The sequence below is a fragment of the Mesorhizobium maamorense genome, assembly GCF_044998965.1.
Lineage (GTDB): Bacteria > Pseudomonadota > Alphaproteobacteria > Rhizobiales > Rhizobiaceae > Mesorhizobium.
Genome location: NZ_CP173356.1, coordinates 6,343,979 through 6,364,773 on the forward strand (window position 1 = coordinate 6,343,979; position 20,795 = coordinate 6,364,773).

Annotated in this window: 18 protein-coding genes and 1 pseudogene; 17 read left to right on the plus strand and 2 right to left on the minus strand. The window is 63.8% G+C overall.

Annotation, left to right across the window (positions count from 1 at the left end; translation table 11 throughout):
- Positions 1 to 14: 14 nt before the first annotated feature.
- The 8 genes and pseudogenes from ACIU1A_RS31590 to ACIU1A_RS31625 all read left to right on the plus strand — a co-directional run bounded on the left by ACIU1A_RS31590 (position 15) and on the right by ACIU1A_RS31625 (position 7,646).
- Positions 15 to 1,007: a PhoH family protein gene (locus tag ACIU1A_RS31590; protein WP_224518987.1), complete on the plus strand. Its 993-nt coding sequence runs from the start codon at positions 15 to 17 to the stop codon at positions 1,005 to 1,007.
- 17 nt (positions 1,008 to 1,024) lie between these two features.
- The gene (ybeY, locus tag ACIU1A_RS31595) at positions 1,025 to 1,531 is read left to right on the plus strand and encodes an rRNA maturation RNase YbeY (protein WP_404926128.1); all 507 of its coding nucleotides are present in this window, start codon (positions 1,025 to 1,027) and stop codon (positions 1,529 to 1,531) included.
- A gap of 27 nt (positions 1,532 to 1,558) precedes the next feature.
- Positions 1,559 to 2,653: a hemolysin family protein gene (locus ACIU1A_RS31600; protein ID WP_404926129.1), complete on the plus strand. Its 1,095-nt coding sequence runs from the start codon at positions 1,559 to 1,561 to the stop codon at positions 2,651 to 2,653.
- Positions 2,654 to 2,663: 10 nt separating this feature from the next.
- Positions 2,664 to 3,130: pseudogene (locus ACIU1A_RS31605) on the plus strand (VOC family protein).
- Positions 3,131 to 3,330: 200 nt separating this feature from the next.
- The gene (gene lnt / locus ACIU1A_RS31610; protein ID WP_140496802.1) at positions 3,331 to 4,923 is read left to right on the plus strand and encodes an apolipoprotein N-acyltransferase; all 1,593 of its coding nucleotides are present in this window, start codon (positions 3,331 to 3,333) and stop codon (positions 4,921 to 4,923) included.
- A gap of 139 nt (positions 4,924 to 5,062) precedes the next feature.
- A complete protein-coding gene (locus ACIU1A_RS31615) occupies positions 5,063 to 5,482 on the plus strand; it encodes a helix-turn-helix domain-containing protein (RefSeq protein ID WP_404926130.1) in 420 nt (139 codons plus the stop codon).
- A 169-nt stretch (positions 5,483 to 5,651) separates the two neighbouring features.
- A complete protein-coding gene (gene metK, locus ACIU1A_RS31620) occupies positions 5,652 to 6,917 on the plus strand; it encodes a methionine adenosyltransferase (protein ID WP_140496798.1) in 1,266 nt (421 codons plus the stop codon).
- 27 nt (positions 6,918 to 6,944) lie between these two features.
- Positions 6,945 to 7,646: a tRNA (guanine(46)-N(7))-methyltransferase TrmB gene (locus tag ACIU1A_RS31625; RefSeq protein WP_404926131.1), complete on the plus strand. Its 702-nt coding sequence runs from the start codon at positions 6,945 to 6,947 to the stop codon at positions 7,644 to 7,646.
- 116 nt (positions 7,647 to 7,762) lie between these two features.
- On the opposite strand, the gene ACIU1A_RS31630 is transcribed toward ACIU1A_RS31625, so the two are convergent.
- Positions 7,763 to 7,927 (minus strand): hypothetical protein, encoded by a 165-nt coding sequence (locus ACIU1A_RS31630; RefSeq protein WP_181165285.1) that lies wholly within the window; start codon positions 7,925 to 7,927, stop codon positions 7,763 to 7,765.
- A 239-nt stretch (positions 7,928 to 8,166) separates the two neighbouring features.
- Positions 8,167 to 9,321 carry an ISNCY family transposase gene (locus tag ACIU1A_RS31635; RefSeq protein WP_140898061.1) on the minus strand — a complete coding sequence of 385 codons (1,155 nt, stop codon included), beginning with the start codon at positions 9,319 to 9,321 and terminating at the stop codon, positions 8,167 to 8,169.
- 255 nt (positions 9,322 to 9,576) lie between these two features.
- Here ACIU1A_RS31635 and rimP point away from each other — a divergent pair, with 255 nt between their 5' ends.
- The 9 genes from rimP to pnp all read left to right on the plus strand — a co-directional run bounded on the left by rimP (position 9,577) and on the right by pnp (position 20,778).
- Positions 9,577 to 10,224: a ribosome maturation factor RimP gene (gene rimP, locus ACIU1A_RS31640; protein WP_404926132.1), complete on the plus strand. Its 648-nt coding sequence runs from the start codon at positions 9,577 to 9,579 to the stop codon at positions 10,222 to 10,224.
- Positions 10,225 to 10,273: 49 nt separating this feature from the next.
- Complete coding sequence (gene nusA / locus ACIU1A_RS31645; protein WP_140496790.1) at positions 10,274 to 11,869, plus strand: transcription termination factor NusA; 1,596 nt, start codon at positions 10,274 to 10,276, stop codon at positions 11,867 to 11,869.
- A gap of 38 nt (positions 11,870 to 11,907) precedes the next feature.
- Positions 11,908 to 12,558 carry an RNA-binding protein gene (locus ACIU1A_RS31650; protein WP_140497289.1) on the plus strand — a complete coding sequence of 217 codons (651 nt, stop codon included), beginning with the start codon at positions 11,908 to 11,910 and terminating at the stop codon, positions 12,556 to 12,558.
- Complete coding sequence (gene infB / locus ACIU1A_RS31655; protein ID WP_140513170.1) at positions 12,555 to 15,128, plus strand: translation initiation factor IF-2; 2,574 nt, start codon at positions 12,555 to 12,557, stop codon at positions 15,126 to 15,128. The genes ACIU1A_RS31650 and infB overlap by 4 nt, the downstream gene beginning before the upstream one ends.
- 114 nt (positions 15,129 to 15,242) lie before the next feature.
- The gene (gene rbfA, locus ACIU1A_RS31660) at positions 15,243 to 15,656 is read left to right on the plus strand and encodes a 30S ribosome-binding factor RbfA (RefSeq protein WP_404926133.1); all 414 of its coding nucleotides are present in this window, start codon (positions 15,243 to 15,245) and stop codon (positions 15,654 to 15,656) included.
- Entirely contained in the window at positions 15,656 to 16,627 is a 972-nt protein-coding gene (gene truB / locus ACIU1A_RS31665; protein WP_404926134.1) for a tRNA pseudouridine(55) synthase TruB, read from the plus strand. The genes rbfA and truB overlap by 1 nt, the downstream gene beginning before the upstream one ends.
- A 44-nt stretch (positions 16,628 to 16,671) precedes the next feature.
- Entirely contained in the window at positions 16,672 to 17,766 is a 1,095-nt protein-coding gene (corA, locus tag ACIU1A_RS31670) for a magnesium/cobalt transporter CorA (RefSeq protein ID WP_404926135.1), read from the plus strand.
- Positions 17,767 to 17,905: 139 nt separating this feature from the next.
- Positions 17,906 to 18,217, plus strand: a complete 312-nt coding sequence (gene rpsO / locus ACIU1A_RS31675; protein ID WP_281405124.1) for a 30S ribosomal protein S15 — start codon at positions 17,906 to 17,908, stop codon at positions 18,215 to 18,217.
- 413 nt (positions 18,218 to 18,630) lie between these two features.
- Entirely contained in the window at positions 18,631 to 20,778 is a 2,148-nt protein-coding gene (pnp, locus tag ACIU1A_RS31680) for a polyribonucleotide nucleotidyltransferase (RefSeq protein ID WP_140624825.1), read from the plus strand.
- Positions 20,779 to 20,795 lie beyond the last annotated feature (17 nt).

Consider the following 20,795-nt stretch of genomic DNA (forward strand, 5'->3'; position numbering starts at 1 on the left):
CTGGGGCTTCTGACATGGCGCACATCGTACTGACTTTCGACAACAACAAGCTTGCCAGCGCCCTCTACGGCCAGTTCGACGAGAACCTCGCCCGGCTCGAGCAGAAACTGGGCGTCGACATCCGCTCGCGCGGCAACCAGCTGACCATCAAGGGGTCGGCTTCCGCCGCCGAGCAGGCCCGCCGCGCGTTGGACAACCTCTACGGCATCCTCCAGAAGGGGGTGGATATCGGCCAGTCCGATGTCGACGGCGCCGTGCGCATGGCGGTCGCCGCCGATGACCAGCTCACGCTGCCGACGCTGGAGCGCAAGGGCAAGGTTTCGGCCGCCCAGATATCGACGCGCAAGAAGACGATCTACGCCCGCTCGCTCACGCAGGACGCGTATATGCGGGCGCTGGAGCGCTCGGAACTGGTGTTCGGCATCGGCCCGGCCGGTACCGGCAAAACCTACCTGGCGGTGGCGCATGCGGCGATGCTGCTCGAACGCGGCATGGTCGAGCGCATCGTGCTGTCGCGGCCTGCCGTCGAGGCCGGCGAGCGGCTGGGCTTCCTGCCGGGCGACATGAAGGAGAAGGTCGATCCCTACCTGCGGCCGCTCTACGACGCGCTCTATGACATGATGCCGGCCGACAAGGTCGAACGCGCCATCGCCGCTGAGGTGATCGAGATCGCACCGCTCGCCTTCATGCGCGGCCGCACGCTGGCGCATGCCGCCGTCATTCTCGACGAGGCGCAGAACACCACGCCGATGCAGATGAAGATGTTCCTGACCCGTCTGGGCGAGAATTCGCGCATGATCGTCACCGGCGACCCAACGCAGATCGATTTGCCGCAGAACACCAAGTCCGGCCTTGTCGAGGCGCTCCGGATCCTCGACGGTGTGACCGGCATGGTGACGGTCCGCTTCAATGAAGGCGACGTCGTCAGGCATCCTCTGGTCGCCGAGATCGTCAAGGCCTACGACCGTGACGGCAAGCTCGCCCGCGGCCTGGGGACCGAAGGCTGATTTGATCGAGCGACCTCATGGTTGAGCCCGAAACGCCGAACGGGCCGGCTCCGCCGCTGCCCATCGACATCGATCTGACGGTCGAGGCCGGGCATTGGCCGGACGAAGCCGAGCTTGTCCGGCTGGTCGGCGCCGCCGCCGCCGCGGCATTCGCCGAGACGGGTGCGGCTGGCCATTCCGAACTCAGCGTCGTTTTTTCCGACGATGCCCATGTCCAGGCGCTCAATGCCGGCTGGCGCGGCAAGGACAAGCCGACCAACGTCTTGTCTTTTCCGGCTTTTCCTTTCCCCAAGGGCGGTCCCCTGCCGCCGATGCTCGGCGATATCGTGCTGGCCGCGGAGACGGTGGCGCGCGAGGCGGGACTGGAAGACAAGCCGCTGGAGAACCATATTTCCCATCTCGTCATCCACGGCCTGCTGCATCTCATGGGCCATGATCACGAGACCGATGCCGAGGCCGAGGAGATGGAGGCCGTCGAGCGCGCCGCGCTCGCCAGACTTGCCATTCCCGATCCCTACGCGTAACTACAAAACACCAATTGACGGACGAAGATGAACGACAAACCTGAAACTGCCGTCCGCCCCGACGCCGGCAGTGCGACCAAGGCTTCCGATACGTCGGAAGAGGGATCAAGTCCGAGTACCATTACCCCTGGCGTTGCCAACACCGGCAGCGCTGCCAGTGAGCCGTCGCCTGCCGGGCCTTCCCTGTTCAACCGCGTTCTGGGCCTGTTCAGGCAACGCAACGGAACCAGCCTGCGCGAGGAGATCGCCGGCGCGCTCGCCGAGACGACGAGCGATGTCGAATCCTTTTCGCCGGGCGAACGCGCCATGCTCAACAACATCCTGCGGCTGCGCGAGGTGCGCGTCGAGGACGTCATGGTGCCGCGCGCCGACATCGAGGCGGTCGAGATCACGACCACGGTTGGCGATCTGCTTGGCATGTTCGAGCAGTCCGGCCATTCCCGCATGCCGGTCTATGCCGAGACGCTCGACGACCCGCGCGGCATGGTCCATATCCGCGACGTGCTGGCCCATATCACCAAGATTGCGCGCGTCAGGAAGGGCCGGGCGACCAGGAAGACACCCACGGCCACGGTTCTCGACCTCACCCAGGTCGATCTCTCGCGCACCATAGGCGAACTGAACCTGATCCGGCCGGTGCTGTTCGTGCCGCCGTCCATGCTGGCCTCCGATCTGATGGGCCGCATGCAGACGACCCGCACGCAGATGGCGCTGGTCATCGACGAGTATGGCGGCACCGACGGGCTCGTCTCGCTCGAGGATATCGTCGAGATGGTGGTCGGCGACATCGAGGACGAGCACGACGACGACGAGCCGATGATCACCCAGACCGGTGAAGGCGTGTTCGTCGTCGACGGCAAGGCCGAGATCGACGAGGTTGCCAAGATGATCGGCGGGGATTTCGCCGCCGGCGAACATGGCGAGTATGTCGACACCATCGGCGGCATGATCTTCAACACGCTTGGCCGGGTGCCGGCGCGCGGCGAGGTGGTGCAGGCCATCCCTGGCTTCGAGTTCCATGTGCTCGACGCCGATCCGCGCCGCGTCAAGCGCGTGCGCATCGTGCAGAACCAGAAGGGCGAACGTCGCCGCCGCGCCGCGGCGCGCACCGAGCAGGCTTAAGCGCCTGCGGATGACCGAAGACCCCTTCAAGCACGCCGCCTTGGGATCCGGCGTGTTCTACAGGGATCCGCGGGCCGCGCTGGATTGGCTGGAGGCAGCTTTCGGCTTCGAGCGCAGCATGGTGGTCAGCGATGCCGACGGCAAGCTCGTCCATTCCGAGATGCGGTTCGGCGACTGCTACATCATTGTCGATTCGAATGGAGCGACTACGTCGCCAGCCCGGCCTCGGTCTCGGGCAAGAACACGCAGTCGGTCTATGTCAGGCTGAAAGACGGCATTGATGCACATTGCGAGCAGGCGCGGACGGCGGGTGCCGGTATAATCCAGGAGCCGGCGGACCAGTTCTACGGCGAGCGCCAGTATCGGGCGCGCGATCCCGAGGGCCATGTCTGGACCTTCACCCAGACCATCCGCTCCGTTCCGCTGGAAGAGGCCGAACGGCTCGGCGACGTGCGCATAGAAGGGTGGCACCGCTGATCCATGTCGCCCTAAGTAACTTCGGTTTTGGGAGGAGGACATGCACAAAAACAAAGACCTAAGGCGCGTCGTCTGATCAGTTCAAACGCGATGCGCTCCAGCAGTGGTGAGTGGGTTTCACGGCAGACCACCCGAAGTTTGGAGCGCAGGCCGCGGCCTGATAAATCTGCTGCCGTGATTCGCACGACTCGGAACAATGCATGAACCGCCTGGCCGGCCGGATAATTCTGTTTTGGGGTTGGCGGCGTGCGCTCGTGGCGTTCCTCGCGGGCGCCCTGGCGGTGCTCGGCCAGGCGCCGTACGATTTCTTTGCCGCTTGTTTCATTTCGTTTCCGCTGCTGGTCTGGCTGCTCGACGGGGCGACCGGTGAGGCCTCGGGCAGCCTGTTTGCGCGGCTGCGGCCGGCCTTTGCCGTCGGCTGGTGGTTCGGCTTCGGCTATTTCCTCGCCGGCCTGTGGTGGATCGGATCGGCGCTGCTTGTAGAGGCCGACAGTTTCGCCTGGGCGCTGCCCTTCGCGGTGGTCGGCATCCCCTTTGCATTGGCCTTCTTCTACGGCTTTGCGGCCATGGTCGCCCGGCTCCTGTGGAGCAACGACATCGGCCGCATCGCGGCCCTGGCCGCCGCCTTCGGGCTGGCCGAGTGGCTGCGCGGCTTCCTGTTCACCGGCTTTCCCTGGAATGCGATCGGCTACGCGGCGATGCCGGTGCCCCTGCTGATGCAGAGCGTCTCGGTCACCGGGATGGTCGGCATGAACGTGCTCGCCGTGTTCGTCTTCTCGCTGCCGGCGCTGCTGGCGGCGCGCACGCATCTTCGTCTTGGCGTCGCGCTGCTTGTCGTGCTCGTCGCCGCTCATGCCGGCTTCGGCTATCTCAGGCTCAACGCTCCGGCCGCGCCTGAGGCCCGCACGATCGATGTGCGCATCGTCCAGCCGGCCGTGGACCTTTCGGAAAAGTGGGACGCCTCGGTGCGCGACCGTATCTTCGCCACCTTGATAGGCCTGTCGGCCAAGGCGCCGGACCCCGGCCATGAAAAGCCGCAACTGATCCTGTGGCCCGAAACCTCGGTCCCGTTCCTCCTCACCGAGCGGCCGGACGCTTTGACCGCACTGGGCGACATGCTGGACGCCGGCCAGATGCTGATCGCCGGCGTCGTGCGCGAGGAAGGCGGTGCGGCGGCCGGTGCCGGCAGCCGCTACTACAACTCCGTGGTGGCGATCAACGACAAGGGCGAAATCGCTGACGCCGTCGACAAGGTCCATCTGGTGCCGTTCGGCGAATACCTGCCTTTCGCCGACCTGCTCGATCGTTTCGGCATCGAACAACTGGTCGCTGGCCCGGTGACCTTCACGGCAGGCAATGAGCGGCATGCGATCACGCTGCCGGATGGCGTCCGCGCCTTGCCCTTCATCTGTTACGAAGTGATCTTTCCCGAACTGGTGGCGGTTGACGCAACGTCAGCGCAGCTTATTGTCAACGTTACCAACGATGCGTGGTTCGGCGATACGCCGGGTCCCTATCAGCATTTCAGGCAGGCTCAGATTCGCGCGGTGGAGAACGGGTTGCCCTTGTTGCGTGCGGCCAACAACGGCATCTCGGCGGTTGTCGACCCACGGGGGCGCATCGTCGATGCGCTGGCGATCGACGCGCGCGGGGCCATCGACGTCCGTGTGCCAATCTCGCGGCAAGCTGTCGTGTCCGCCGGCCAGCTGCGCATTAACGGAATGCTGATCATGTTGCTGTTTGCCCTGGCTGCCGTCCTGTTCAATGTAAGGCAAAGGCTACGGGTGAATTGACAGTCGACACATTAGAAACTCATACTGTAACGCCTGAAAATTTCTCGAAGCCGGTGGATCGTTCTGTTGGGGCAGTCGCCTCCGGCTTTGTTTGGGTAGGAAAAAAATCACAAAGCCGAAAAAATTCGGCGAGGAAAAAATGACAGAAGATAACAAGAAGAAACCGAATCCGATCGACATCCATGTTGGAAGTCGCATCCGGCTTCGCCGCAATATGTTGGGAATGAGCCAGGAAAAACTAGGCGAGAACCTCGGCATCACATTTCAGCAGATACAGAAATATGAAAAGGGCACCAACCGGGTCGGCGCAAGCCGCCTGCAGGCGATAGCATCCATACTCGGCGTGCCTGTCGCCTTCTTTTTCGAGGATGCGCCGGGCCAGGAGAGCCCGGCCGGCCGCGGTTTCGCGGAGAATGCTTCGATGGCTTTCGCCGTGGAATTCTGCGGCAGCCCGGAGGGCCTTCAACTCAACCGGGCCTTCGTCAAGATCGCCGACGTCAAGGTGCGTCGCAGGATCATAGACCTGGTGAAGTCGCTGGCGTCCGAAGATTCCGACTGATCCGCAACAGGACTCGACCGGCGGCATTTCGGCCGCTGGTGGTACAAAATATCGACATCGACATTCATGCCAGAAGGGCGGCACCGCTTGACGAGCGGCGCTTCGCCCCGCTAACACGTGGCGCGCCAAATCGGCAGCCTGCCGATCGTTTTTTCAAGAGGGGACACCCGTGACGCGGCAGAACTACTTCTTTACCTCGGAATCCGTTGCCGAGGGCCATCCCGACAAAGTTTGTGACCGGATATCCGACGAGATCGTCGACCTGGTCTACCGTGAGGCCAAGAAGACGGGCATGGACCCGTGGAAAGTCCGCGTCGCCTGCGAGACGCTGGCGACCACCAACCGCGTCGTCATCGCCGGCGAGGTGCGCGTTCCCGAGACGCTGCTGAAGAAGGACAAGGAAGGCAACATCCTGAGGGATGCCGCCGGCCATCCGGTCGTCAACCCGGCGAAGTTCAAGTCGGTCGCCCGCAAGGCGATCCGCGAGATCGGCTATGAGCAGGCCGGCTTCCACTGGAAAAAGGCCAAGATCGACGTTCTGTTGCATGGCCAGTCGCCCGATATCGGCCAAGGCGTCGACAATGCCTCCGACCGCCAGGGCGAGGAGGGTGCCGGCGACCAGGGCATCATGTTTGGCTATGCCTGCCGCGAGACGCCGGACCTGATGCCGGCGCCGATCTACTACAGCCACAAGATCCTCGAACTCCTGGCCGCCGCCCGCCACCAGAACAACGGCGATGCCGGCAAGCTCGGGCCGGACGCCAAGAGCCAGGTCACCGTCCGCTATATCGACGGCAAGGCCGCCGAAGCGACGCAGATCGTGCTGTCGACCCAGCACCTCGATGCGAGCTGGGATTCCAAGAAGGTGCGCAAGGTCGTCGAGCCCTATATCCGCGAGGCATTGGGTGACCTCAAGATCGCCGACGATTGCATGTGGTACATCAATCCGACCGGCAAGTTCGTTATCGGCGGGCCTGATGGCGACGCCGGGCTGACCGGCCGCAAGATCATCGTCGACACCTATGGCGGCGCCGCACCCCATGGCGGCGGCGCTTTCTCGGGCAAGGACACCACCAAGGTCGACCGTTCGGCCGCTTATGCGGCGCGCTACCTGGCCAAGAACGTTGTGGCGGCGAAACTTGCCGACCGCTGCACCATCCAGCTTTCCTACGCCATCGGCGTCGCCCAGCCCTTGTCGGTCTATGTCGACCTGCACGGCACCGGCAAGGTCGACGAGGCAAGGCTCGAGGAGGCGCTGCGCACTGTGATGGACCTGTCGCCGTCCGGCATCCGCCGCCACCTCGACCTCAACAAGCCGATCTACGCCAAGACCTCGTCCTACGGTCATTTCGGCCGCAAGGCCGGCCGCGACGGATCTTTTTCCTGGGAAAAGACCGATCTCGCCAAGGCGCTCAAGGATGCTGTCGCTGCCTGAGGGCGGCGACAGGACCTTGATCAGCCGATGAGTTCCGGGGACAGGCCAAGCCGCGCGACAGAAGCCTTCTTCGGCCGTCGGCGCGGCAAGCCGGTTCGCCCGCAGCAGGCGGCGGCGCTGGAAAGCGGCCTCGACACCTATCGGCTCGATCTGACGACTGAGGCACCGTCGGATCTGCGGGCTCTGTTCGAAGCCGATGTTTCCGCCGTTCGCCTCGAAATCGGCTTTGGCGGCGGCGAGCATCTCCTGCATCGCGCGACCGAAGCGCCGATGACCGGCTTTATCGGTGTCGAGCCCTTCGTCAACGGCATGGCCAAGATGATGACGGCGGTGCGGGAAAAGCCGCTGGCCAACCTCAGGGTCTACGACGACGACGCCACGCGGCTGCTCGACTGGCTGCCGCAGGCCTCGCTCGATGGCATCGACCTGCTCTATCCCGATCCGTGGCCGAAGAAGAAGCACTGGAAGCGCCGTTTCGTCAGCCCGGTCAATCTCGAGCGTTTCGCACGCGTTGTGAAGCGTGGCGGCGAATTCCGTTTCGCTTCCGACATCGACACCTATGTGAACTGGACCCTGCTGCATTGCCGTGCGCATGGCGGTTTCGCCTGGCAGGCTTCAGAGGCCGTCGACTGGCATCGCCCCTACGATGGCTGGCCAGGCACCCGCTACGAGGCGAAAGCCGTCCGCGAGGGCAGGCGGCCGGCCTATCTTACCTTCATCAGGACCTAGGCATCAGATCCCAGGCATCGGGATTTGGGCATCAGGATCCAGGCGCCCTTCGTGAGGGGGGCGATCTTCAATTGTTGCGGAGACACAGAAATCGAATGTCGCCCGTTGGCCGGAGTTCAGAAACGGCCGATCTTGTCGAAAGCCGTCGGATCCATGCCGAGCCTGCGCAGATCCTGGGCGTGCGGCTTGCGGCTGGCTTCCACCGCCCGCGACGCGGCTACGGCGCTGCCGAATGTGGTGAAGAGATCGCCTATGGCGGAAAAAACCTTGCGGCTGTTCATTGTCATGTCCTTTTGCGTGCGGTGACGCGCTATCGCTGTCGTTTTGTGCAATGCAACATAGATAGGAGCGCGGCTTGAGGACCAACAAGGGCCGTTGCCGCATGGATGGCATGCACCTGGCGCAACCCCAATGCGCCAGGACATTCGCGCAGTTGGGACGGCGGGCTGTCGGTAGCTAATCAAGTTGTCCGGTTTGGTAGCACATGATCTGTCCGCTTCTGTTTTGGCGTCGAAGCGGTTCACGCGGCTTGCCTGATGGGGCAAGTGTCTTCGATTGCGGCGCCGTCAGAGCTGTAGCGAGCGATGCGGCGCGGCCCGTGAAAGATCGCCAGGGTTCCATCCGGGTAGTGCCTGACCTTGACGGTGGCTTTGACGAAGTGATGCCGGATCGGGCTCTGCGGCAGCTGCAATCGCAGCCGCGCGAAGGCGACCGTGTTGTCGCGGGCAACGACGCGCTCCTCCTCGATGCACAGGATCTGGGCCAGTTGTTGCGGGTCTGCGGCGACAAAGGCGCTGTCCTCGACCGCGGCCGGCCTGGCGAAGCGGGCATTGTGAGCTGGTAGGTAGGTCTGTGCGATGAACCGGTTGGCGGCCTCGATGTCGGCAATTCCGGCCAGCGCCAGCTCCCTCGGCAGCCGATCCTGCAAGGTGGAGAACATCCGCTCCGAGCGGCCTCGCGCTTCAGGGGAATAGGCTGGAATATGTTCGATACCCAGCCGCTCGAGCGCCCGGCCGACCTGGGTCAGCCGGCTTTTGTCGACCGCCTCGCCGGCCTTCAGCGTCACGAAATAGTGGCTGCCGCGATCGCTGTAGAGGCTCGATGGCAATCCCTTGGCGACGAATGTCTCCAGAAGGCCCTGAAAGCTCGACGCCGTGCCTTCCTCCTCGATCAGGAAGGCCGAATAGATCGTGCTCGTCGCATCGTCCATCGTCACGATCAGGTCCAGCATCGGCTCACCCGCCAGCCATCGATGACGGCTGCCATCCTGATGCAGCATCATCCCCTCGCAAGGCTTCCTCTCCCGCTTGCGCCGGTGAGCACCGCGCCGCTTGGCCCGTTCCACAAGGCCCGCCGCGTGGAGCTGCGTCTTGATGAAGGTGTAACCCCAGCTGAAATGGTGATCGCGCAGCAGGTGCTCGTGGAAATGCTTCACATTCCAGCCGAGGTAGCGATGACGGTAAAGCTCCAGCATCTCCTCAATCGCTTCCGCCGGCACCCGACGCGTCGAAAGCTTGCCCAAGCGCCGATCCAGCAACCCTGCTTCCCCAGCCTCTTCGTACCGGTCGCGGTAGCGTCGGAATTGCCGCTCCGACATGCCAAGCAACTCGCCTGCCTCCATCATCGAAAGATCGCCACCATTCCAGCGGCTCAATACGTCTCGAAACTTCTGCATTCTCCGGTCCTGTAGCCATGCCGTCCGCTTCATCCCCAGCCTCCATCCGCTGGCGATAAAACCGGACAACTCACGTGCTACCTAATCCGGACAACTCATCTGCTTACGACAAGTTGGGACGGCGGGCTTGAAACACCGGGGCGGATCGTTTATATCAGCCTCAAATTCTTGGTCGGTATGACGAAGAGTGGGGCCACCCGGTCCCGCTCTTTTTTATTACCTGCCGATGGCTAGAGAATGATCGACAGGAATCGAATGACGTCAACGGCAAGCGAGAGCGACGATCGCATCATCCGCGAAAGCGGCATCGATGCGCGCATCGCGCTGATCGTCCAGCCGGTGCTGCGCGGCATCGGCTTTCGCCTTGTACGCGTGCATCTGTCCGGCCAGAACGGGCTTACGCTGCAGATCATGGCTGAGCGCGAGGACGGCACCATGACCGTCGAGGATTGCGAAGAGGTGAGCCGTGCGGTGTCGCCTGCGCTCGACGTCGACGATCCCATCGAGAAGGCGTATCATCTCGAAGTCTCATCGCCCGGCATCGACCGGCCGCTGGTGCGCAAATCGGATTTCGTGACCTGGACCGGTCATCTGGTGAAGATGGAAACATCGGTCGTTGTCGCGGATCGCAAGCGCTTCAAGGGCAAGATCGCCGAAGCCGGTGAGAACGATGTGCTGATCGAGCGCGACAAGGCGGCCTATGGTGAGGAGCCGACGGTGCGCGTGCCCTACGACGCCATTGCCGAAGCCCGGCTGATCCTGACCGACGACCTCATCCGTGATGCGTTGTCGAAGGACAACAGGGCGCGCAAGGAAGCCAAGAAACGCCGCGGCGAACTGGACGACGACGTACCAGAGGGTGCGGAATCGGGCGCTACGGAAGAACACGAACAGGAAAGTTGATTGAGCTGCCAGGCCCCAAGCGCCGGCAAACAGGCTCGGGAGAAAAAACATGGTTGTAAGCGCCAACAGACTTGAACTGCTGCAGATTGCCGATGCGGTCGCGCGTGAAAAGTCGATCGACAAGTCGATCGTCATCGCCGCCATGGCCGATGCGATCCAGAAGGCGGCACGCTCGCGTTATGGCCAGGAGACCAACATCCGCGCGGACATCAACCCCAACACCGGTGAGATGAAGCTGCAGCGGCTGATGGAAGTGGTCGAGAAGGTCGACGACTATGCCACGCAGATCGCCATTTCCTCGGCGCGCGAGCGCAATCCCGACGCCCAGCTCGGCGACTTCATCGCCGAACAGCTGCCGCCGATGGATTTCGGCCGCATCGCCGCCCAGTCGGCCAAGCAGGTCATCGTGCAGAAGGTGCGCGAGGCCGAGCGCGACCGCCAGTATGACGAATACAAGGACCGCATCGGCGAGATCGTCAACGGAACCGTCAAGCGCGTCGAATACGGCAATGTCATCGTCGATCTCGGCCGTGGCGAAGCGATCATCCGCCGCGACGAGCTGATCCCGCGCGAAAACTACAAATATGGCGATCGCGTCCGCGCCTATGTCTACGACGTGCGCCGTGAGCAGCGCGGCCCGCAGATCTTCCTGTCGCGCACCCATCCGCAGTTCATGGCCAAGCTCTTCACCATGGAAGTGCCGGAGATCTATGACGGCATCATCGAGATCAAGTCGGTCGCCCGCGATCCCGGTTCGCGCGCCAAGATCGCCGTCATCTCGCGCGACAGCTCGATCGATCCGGTCGGCGCCTGCGTCGGCATGCGCGGCAGCCGCGTCCAGGCGGTCGTCGCCGAATTGCAGGGCGAGAAGATCGACATCATTCCGTGGTCGCCCTCGGCCGCATCCTTCATCGTCAATGCGTTGCAGCCGGCGGAAGTCGCCAAGGTCGTGCTCGACGAAGACGCCGAGCGCATCGAAGTGGTGGTGCCGGACGACCAGCTGTCGCTGGCCATCGGCCGCCGCGGCCAGAATGTGCGCCTCGCTTCGCAGCTCACCGGCTGGGATATCGACATCCTGACCGAGGCCGAGGAATCCGAGCGCCGCCAGAAGGAATTCGTCGAGCGCTCGGCGCTGTTCATGGAAGCTCTCGACGTCGACGAGATGGTCGGCCAGGTGCTCGCCTCCGAAGGCTTCACCAGCGTCGAGGAAGTCGCCTATGTCGATGCCGGCGAAATCGCCTCGATCGACGGCTTCGATGAGGATACCGCCTCGGAGATCCAGACCCGGGCCCGCGAATATCTGGAGAAGATCGAAGCCGAGCACGACGAAAAGCGCAAGGCGCTGGGCGTCAAGGACGAGCTGCGCGAAATCCCCGGCATCACCACCGCCATGATGGTGACGCTCGGCGAGGACGGCGTGAAGACGATCGAGGATTTCGCCGGCTATGCCGCCGACGACCTCACCGGCTGGAAGGAACGCAAGGACGGCGAGACCAAGGTGTATCCGGGCGTGCTGGCCGATCATGGCGTTTCGCGCGCCGATGCCGAGCAGATGGTGCTCGCGGCCCGTCTCAAGGCCGGCTGGATTTCCGAAGACGAGCTTGCAGCCGAAGAAGCGCCGGCTGACGAAGCCGTTGGTGCGTGAGGTGAAACCGCATCGCACAGAAACCGCCCTTGGACGAGATGAACGATCGCACCTGCATCGTCACCCGCAAGCAGGCCGAACCGGATGAACTGATCCGGTTCGTCGTCGGCCCGGATTCGGCCGTCGTACCGGATCTCAAGAGAAATCTGCCCGGCCGTGGTTGCTGGGTGAGCGCCGACCGCCTACATATTGACAAGGCGGCGGCCAAGAACCTTTTTAGCCGCGCCTTTAAGGCACAGGTGGTCGTGCCGCCCGATCTCGGCGGCATGGTCGATGGGCTGCTTTCCAGATCCGCCCTTGGCATGCTGGGTCTCGCTCGCAAGGCAGGGGCGATCGCGCTGGGCGCCACCAAGGTGGAGAGCGCGGTGCGCGGTGGATTGGCGCTTTTCGTGCTCCACGCGACCGAAGCCTCAGACGATGGCGTGCGCAAGATCAGCCAGGCGCGGCGGGCGACCGTCCATATTGGCGGCCCCTCCATCCTTGCCTACAAACTTTTCTCCGAGGCCGAGTTGAGCTTGGCATTGGGGGGTACAAATGTGATACATGCTGCCGTCCTCGCGGGAGACGCGGGTAAGGCGGTCCAGAAGCGCATGGTTGCGCTCGACCGATATCGGGGCGGTACCCCGGACGATCTGGCAATGCTTGCGGCCGTTGCTGACGAAGATGAGGCCGCAGAGGATATGGAATGAGCGATACGAAATCGGGCGACGACAAGACGTTGAGTGTTACGCCGAAGAAGACCTTGACGCTGAAGCGCCCCGGCATGGAACAGGGCACCGTGCGCCAGAACTTCTCGCACGGCCGCACCAAGTCGGTCGTGGTCGAGACCAAGAAGCGCAAATTTTCGCTGCCCGGCGACAAGCCGGAGCCGGCGGTGGCGGCACCCGTGTTCACCCCGAAGCCGGCGGTCGCGGCGGCTCCCGTCGTGCAGGAGGCACCCAAGGCGCCGCCTCCACCTCCGCCGGCACCGGTCGAGCGTAGCGGCATGGTGTTGAACGAACTGTCCCGCAGCGAAATGGAAGCGCGCCGCAGGGCGCTCGAAGGCTCCAAGGCGCGCGAGGTCGAGGACCGGCAACGCGCCGTCGAGGAAGCCAAGCGCCGCGCCGAGGATGAGGAGCGCCGCAAGCGCGAGCGCGAGGAATCCGCACGCCGCCAGGCCGAGGAAGAAGCGCGGTTGCAGGCCGAGGCCGAATCCCGCCGCCGCGCCGAGGAAGAGGCGCGTCGCCGCGCGCCGCAGGCCGCCGAACTGGCGACCGCCGACGAGGAAGAAGAGGTCAAGCCGAAGCGGACTGGCGCCGGTGCGCCGGTGCGCCGCCTGGTGACGCCCGAAGTGGCGCGTCCGGCCAAGCCGACCAAGGGCGAGGAAGACCGCCGTCGCGGCAAGCTGACGCTGAACTCCGCGCTTTCCGACGAGGATGCGCGGGCCCGTTCGCTGTCGTCGATGCGCCGCCGCCAGGAAAAGTTCAAGCGCGCGATGCACAATGAGCCGCGCGAGAAGGTTATGCGCGAAGTGATCCTGCCCGAAACCATCACTATCCAGGAACTGGCGCAGCGCATGTCCGAGCGCGCCGTCGATGTGGTCAAGTTCTTCATGAAGCAGGGCCAGATCCTGAAGCCGGGCGACGTCATCGACGCCGACACGGCGGAACTGGTCGCCACCGAATTCGGCCACACGGTCCGCCGCGTCGCCGAGTCCGACATCGAGGAAGGCCTGTTCAACATCGCCGACCGTCCGGAAGACCTGGTGTCGCGGCCGCCTGTCGTGACCATCATGGGGCATGTCGACCACGGCAAGACCTCGCTGCTCGACGCGATCCGCAACGCCAATGTCGTCTCCGGCGAGGCCGGCGGCATCACCCAGCATATCGGCGCCTATCAGGTCGAGAAGAACGGTCAGAAGATCACCTTCATCGACACGCCCGGCCACGCCGCCTTCACGGCCATGCGCGCCCGCGGCGCCCAGGCCACCGACATTGCCATCCTGGTGGTGGCGGCCGACGACAGCGTGATGCCGCAGACGATCGAATCGATCAGCCATGCCAAGGCGGCCGGCGTTCCGATCATCGTGGCGATCAACAAGATCGACAAGCATGACGCCGATCCGCAGAAAGTGCGCTCCGAGCTGTTGCGCCACGAAGTGTTCGTGGAATCGATGGGCGGCGAGGTGCTGGACGTCGAAGTGTCGGCGACCAAGGGCACCAATCTCGACAAGCTGCTCGAAGCGATCCTGCTGCAGGCCGAAATCCTCGACCTCAAGGCCAATCCGGACCGCACCGCCGAGGGCGTCGTCATCGAGGCGCAGCTCGACAAGGGCCGGGGCCCCGTCGCCACCGTGCTGGTGCAGACCGGCACGCTGATGCCGGGCGACATCCTTGTCGCCGGCAATGAATGGGGCCGGGTGCGCGCGCTGGTCGACGATCGTGGCGAACACGTCAAGGAAGCGCCGCCGGCTATGCCGGTCGAGGTGCTCGGCCTCCAGGGCACGCCGCAGGCCGGCGACCGCTTCGCCGTGGTCAACAACGAGGCCCGCGCCCGCGAGATCACCGAGTACCGCCAGCGTCTGGCCCGCGAGAAGGCGGTTGCCCGTCATGCCGGCCAGCGCGGTTCGCTCGAACAGATGATGTCGCAGCTGCAGACGAGCGGACTGAAGGAGTTCCCGCTGGTCATCAAGGGTGACGTGCAGGGTTCGATCGAGGCGATCAACGCAGCGCTCGACAAGCTCGGCACCGACGAGGTGCGTGCGCGCATCGTCCATGCCGGCGCCGGCGCCATCACCGAAAGCGACGTGTCACTGGCGGAGACGTCGGGCGCGGCGATCATCGGCTTCAACGTCCGCGCCAATGTGCAGGCACGTGCCGCTGCCGCGGCCGCTGGCATCGAGATCCGCTATTACTCGATCATCTACAACCTCGTTGATGACGTGAAGGCGGCTCTGTCGGGTATGCTCTCGCCGGAGCGTCGCGAGACCTTCATCGGCAATGCGCAGATCCTCGAGATATTCGACATCACCAAGGTCGGCAAGATCGCCGGCTGCCGTGTCACCGAAGGCAAGGTCGAGCGTGGCGCGGGCGTGCGCCTGATCCGCGACAACGTCGTCATCCACGAAGGCACGCTGAAGACGCTGAAGCGCTTCAAGGACGAGGTTTCGGAAGTCCCGGGCGGCCAGGAATGCGGCATGGCCTTCCAGAACTACGAGGACATGCGCGTCGGCGACATCATCGAGTGCTTCCGCGTCGAGATGGTAACCCGCACGCTCTGAGTTCGTGTGACGTCCGTCATGCCAGGCGGTGGCCGAGAGGCCGCCGCCTGGCAAACATTTGAGACATGAGGCACGGTCCTATCCCGCGCCCCACGCTTTCAGGATCGAGAAAAAATGCCCCGTTCGACCACATCAGGCCCATCCCAGCGCATGCTGCGCGTCGGCGAGCAGGTGCGCCATGCGCTGTCCGAAACCTTGCAGCGCGGCGAGATCATCGATCCGCTGGTCGAGAATGCCGTGGTTTCGGTGTCGGAAGTGCGCATGTCGCCCGACCTCAAGATCGCAACCGCCTTCATCTCGCCGCTCGGCGCCACGGACGCCGGCGCGGTGGTCGAGGCGCTCAACAAGCATGCCAAGTTCATCCGCGGCCGTGTCTCCGGCGCGCTGCGGCAGATGAAGTACATGCCCGAGTTTCGCTTCCGGCTCGACACCTCCTTCGACAATTTCGCCAGGATCAACGATCTCCTGAAATCGCCGGAGGTGGCGCGCGATCTGGATGTGGACGACGACGATAAGGACAGCGAATAATGGCGCGCCGCGGCAAGAAGAAGGGCCGGCCGGTCTCGGGCTGGGTGGTGCTGGACAAGCCGGTCGGCATGGGCTCGACCGAGGCCGTCTCCAAGATCAAGTGGCTGTTCCAGGCGGAGAAGGCCGGCCACGCCGGCACGCTCGATCCGCTCGCTTCCGGTATGCTGCCGATCGCGCTCGGCGAAGCCACCAAGACCGTGCCCTACGTCCAGGACGGCGCCAAGATCTACCGCTTCACCGTGGCCTGGGGGCAGGAGCGCTCGACCGACGACCTCGAAGGTCCGGTGACGAGGGACTCCGACCGGCGCCCCGTGGAGGCCGAAGTGCAGGCGCTGCTGCCGAAGTACACCGGCGTCATCATGCAGACGCCGCCGCAATTCTCGGCCATCAAGATCGCGGGCGAACGCGCCTATGATCTCGCCCGCGACGGCGAGGAGGTCGACATTCCCGCGCGCGAGATCGAAATCGGCCGCCTCGACATCGTCGAGCACGGGGCCGATCACACGGTTTTCGAGGTCGAATGCGGCAAGGGTACCTATGTACGCTCGCTGGCCCGCGACATGGGCCGCGATCTCGGCTGCTTCGGCCATATTTCTGAACTGCGCCGGATCGAGGTCGAGCCGTTCACCGCCGAGGATTTCGTCACCGTCGCCGAACTGGAGGCGGCGCGCTTCGGCGAGCAGGGTCATGGCACGCAGCAACCGTCCCCCGATTCGATAGAAGCGCCGATCGATTTTGGCGCGATCGACGCGCTGCTTGTCGACACCTCGGCGGCACTCGACTGCCTGCCGCAGATCGCCATCAGCGACGATGCGGCGACGAAGATCCGCCTCGGCAATCCCGTCATCATCCGGGGCCGCGACGCGCCGGTGGAGGCCGAGGAAGCCTGCGCGACCGCGCGCGGCAAGCTGGTGGCCATCGGCGCCGTCGAGCAGGGCATGTTCAAGCCCAAACGGGTCTTTGCCGGGTGAGGGCCCTCGTCTAATCTCTATGCGACATCTATCCGAGGGACCGCATGGCAAAGGTTGAGGCGATCAAGACGCGGGCGCCGCTCAGGGCCAGGCGGCCGCCGGTCGGTGCATCGCCCGGAACGCTGATCGCCGATCCCGCGGCGCGACGCTCGGAACTGCGGCTCACCCTGATCTCGCCGCAAAAGTCCAAAACGATCGACAATGCCAGCATAGACGACGTCAATGCCAATTGCGAAAAGTGGCCGGTCATCTGGCTGGACTGCACCGGCCTGGCCAATATCGAGCTGATCAAGGAGATCGGCCGCATCTTCAGCCTGCATCCGCTGGCGCTGGAGGACGTCGTCAACACGGGCCAGCGGCCGAAGGTGGATTTCTACGAAGACCATGCTTTCGTGGTCGTGCGGATGATCGACGACGTCGCCTCGCACCGCTACGAGCAGATCGCCGTTTTCCTTGGCAAGAATTTCGTCGTCACCTTCCAGGAGCGCGAAGGCGATCCGTTCGATCCGGTGCGCAAGCGCATCGAAAGCTCGGCGCCGAACCGGCTGCGCGCCCGTGGCGCCGACTATCTCGCCTATGCGCTGATCGACGCCATCGTCGACAGCTACTTTCCGCCGATCGAGGCGGCCGGCGAACTCGTCGACAGCATCGAGGACCAGATGCTGCACGCACCGCACAAGCATCAGATGCAGCAGCTTCATGGATTGCGGCACGACGCCAATGTGCTGAAGGGGGTGCTGTGGCCGATGCGCGACGCGCTGGCGACGCTGATCCGCAACGACGTGTCCTATGTGAAGGCCGAAACCAAGGTCTTCCTGAACGATACGCTCGACCACGCGCTGCGGCTGATCGAGCTGGTCGAGAACCAGCGCGACATGCTGACCGGCCTGATCGAGATGCATCTGTCGCTGAGCCAGGCACGCACCAACGACGTCATTTCCTATCTGACGATCGTCTCGGTCATCTTCATGCCGCTCACGTTTCTGGTCGGCGTCTGGGGCATGAATTTCGATCCGGAGACGTCGCCCTGGAACATGCCTGAGCTGAAGGCCTATTACGGCTATCCCTTGTCGCTGCTGTTCATGGCCGTGGTCGCGGTTGGGCTGATTGCCTTCTTCAAATGGAAAAAATGGCTTTGACAGGGATAACTTGCCGTTTTGGCGTGAAAAGCCGGCTTCGTGAATTGGGCTGGTGTTTTCTTGGGAATTGCACTATATGCGCCGCAGCTTAGCGCTATGACGCTCTGCTTGCACCGGCCCCTGCTGGACGACATCCCGGCTGAGGGCGACCCGTTTCCTCGAACAGATAAGGAAAAACACGATGTCGATTACTGCCGAGCGCAAACAGGAATTGATGACTGAATTCGCAACCGCCAAGGGCGACACCGGGTCTCCGGAAGTTCAGGTAGCCATCCTTTCCGAGCGCATCAAGAACCTGACCGACCATTTCAAGGACCACAAGAAGGATAACCATTCCCGCCGTGGTCTGCTCGCTCTCGTCTCCCAGCGCCGAAGCCTGCTTGATTATCTCAAGCGCAAGGACGACACGCGCTACCAGACGCTGATCGAGAAGCTCGGCCTGCGCCGTTGACGAATTGACCGGCGGGCCTCACAAGGGCCCGCCGGTCGCGCATTTGAGCACCGGACCAATCCGATCTCGAATGCAGGTACTGGAGCGCCGCGCACCCATCCGGATGCCGGACGGACGCTCCAACAAGTTGAGTTTGCGCGTGACGCATTCCACAAGCCGCTGCTTGTGGGGTCATGCGCAGGGCCAGTCGGATCGATTGGCCAAATCCGGTTTCGAGCGTGCAGAGGGCCCCCTCGAAGCCACCCCATGGACGGTCATGGGGCAGGATTGCAGGACGCTCGCGCGGCCATCCGGCCGACATGGATCGAGCTTCCCGTTGTCTTGCCCGTGGCTGCCCGAGAAAGGAAGCCAGGGGAAAGGGCACCCGCGCACGCTGAAACGGCGCGGCCCTTTCCTCATATGAAGGACAAGACATGTTCAATCACCACAAAGTGGAAATCGAATGGGGCGGTCGCCCGCTCATCCTCGAAACCGGCAAGATCGCGCGCCAGGCCGACGGCGCCGTGCTCGCCACCTACGGCGAGACCAAGGTTCTCGCCACGGTCGTTTCGATGAAGGAGCCCAAGCCGGGCCTCGACTTCTTTCCGCTGACCGTCAACTACCAGGAAAAGACCTACGCCGCCGGCAAGATCCCGGGCGGCTATTTCAAGCGTGAAGGCCGTCCGAGCGAAAAGGAAACGCTGGTTTCGCGCCTCATCGACCGCCCAATCCGCCCACTCTTTGCCGACGGCTACAAGAACGACACGCAGATCGTCGTCACCGTCGTCCAGCATGATCTCGAGAACGATCCGGACATCCTGTCGATCGTCGCCACCTCGGCGGCCCTGACCCTGTCGGGCGTGCCCTTCATGGGCCCGATCGGCGGCGCCCGCGTCGGCTACATCAACGGCGAATACGTGCTCAACCCGCATGTCGACGAGATGCAGGAATCCAAGCTCGACCTGATCGTCGCCGGCACCGCCGACGCCGTGCTGATGGTCGAGTCCGAAGCCAAGGAGCTCGGCGAAGACCTGATGCTCGGCGCGGTCATGTTCGGCCATCGCGGTTTCCAGCCGGTGATCGACGCGATCATCAAGCTGGCCGAGGTCGCCGCCAAGGACCCGCGCGACTTCACCGCGCCGGACTATTCCGCTCTCGAAGCCGAGATGCTGAAGATCGTCGGCGACGAGCTTCGCGACGCGTACAAGATCACCGACAAGCAGAAGCGCTATGCCGCCGTGGACGCCGTCAAGGCCAAGGTCAAGGCGGCCTTCGCTCCGGCCGAAGGCGAAGAGCCGAAATATTCCTCCGAGCAGATCGGCAGTGTGTTCAAGGAGCTCCAAGCCAAGGTCGTGCGCTGGAACATTCTCGACACTGGTTCGCGCATTGACGGCCGTGACCTGAAGACCGTGCGCAAGATCGTATCCGAGGTCGGCGTCCTGCCGCGCACCCACGGTTCGGCGCTGTTCACCCGCGGCGAGACCCAGGCGCTGGTCGTCGCCACGCTGGGCACCGGCGAGGACGAGCAGTATGTCGATTCGCTGACCGGCATGTACAAGGAGAAGTTCCTCCTCCACTACAACTTCCCTCCCTATTCCGTCGGCGAGACCGGCCGCATGGGCTCGCCCGGCCGCCGCGAGATCGGCCACGGCAAGCTCGCCTGGCGCGCCATCCGCCCGATGCTGCCGACATCAGACCAGTTCCCCTACACGCTGCGCGTGGTCTCGGAGATCACCGAGTCCAACGGCTCGTCGTCGATGGCAACCGTCTGCGGCACCTCGCTGGCGCTGATGGACGCCGGCGTGCCGCTGGCCAAGCCGGTCGCCGGTATCGCCATGGGCCTGATCAAGGAAGGTGAACGCTTCGCCGTGCTCTCCGACATCCTAGGCGACGAGGATCACCTCGGCGACATGGATTTCAAGGTCGCCGGCACCGCCAACGGCATCACCTCCTTGCAGATGGACATCAAGATCGAGGGCATCACCGAGGAGATCATGAAGATCGCTCTCGACCAGGCCAAGGACGGTCGCCAGCATATTCTCGGCGAAATGGGCCACGCGCTGTCCGGCGCGCGCGCCGAGCTCGGCGAGTTCGCACCGCGCATCGAGGTCATGCACATCCCGACCGACAAGATTCGCGACGTGATCGGTTCCGGTGGCAAGGTCATCCGCGAGATCGTCGAGAAGACCGGCGCCAAGATCAACATCGAGGATGACGGCACGGTCAAGATCGCTTCGGCGAACGCCAAGGAGATCGAGGCGGCGAAGAAGTGGATCCACACCATCGTGGCCGAGCCGGAAGTCGGCGAAATCTACGAAGGCACGGTCGTCAAGACCGCCGACTTCGGCGCTTTCGTCAACTTCTTCGGCCCGCGTGACGGCCTCGTCCATATCTCGCAGCTTGCCAACGACCGGGTCGCCAAGACTTCGGACGTCGTCAAGGAAGGCGACAAGGTTTGGGTCAAGCTGATGGGCTTCGATGAGCGCGGCAAGGTCCGCCTGTCGATGAAGGTCGTCGACCAGACCACCGGCAAGGAAATCGTTCGCGACAAGAAGGCTGAGAGCGAAGAAAACGCCGCCTGAACGGCCTGACCGAAAAA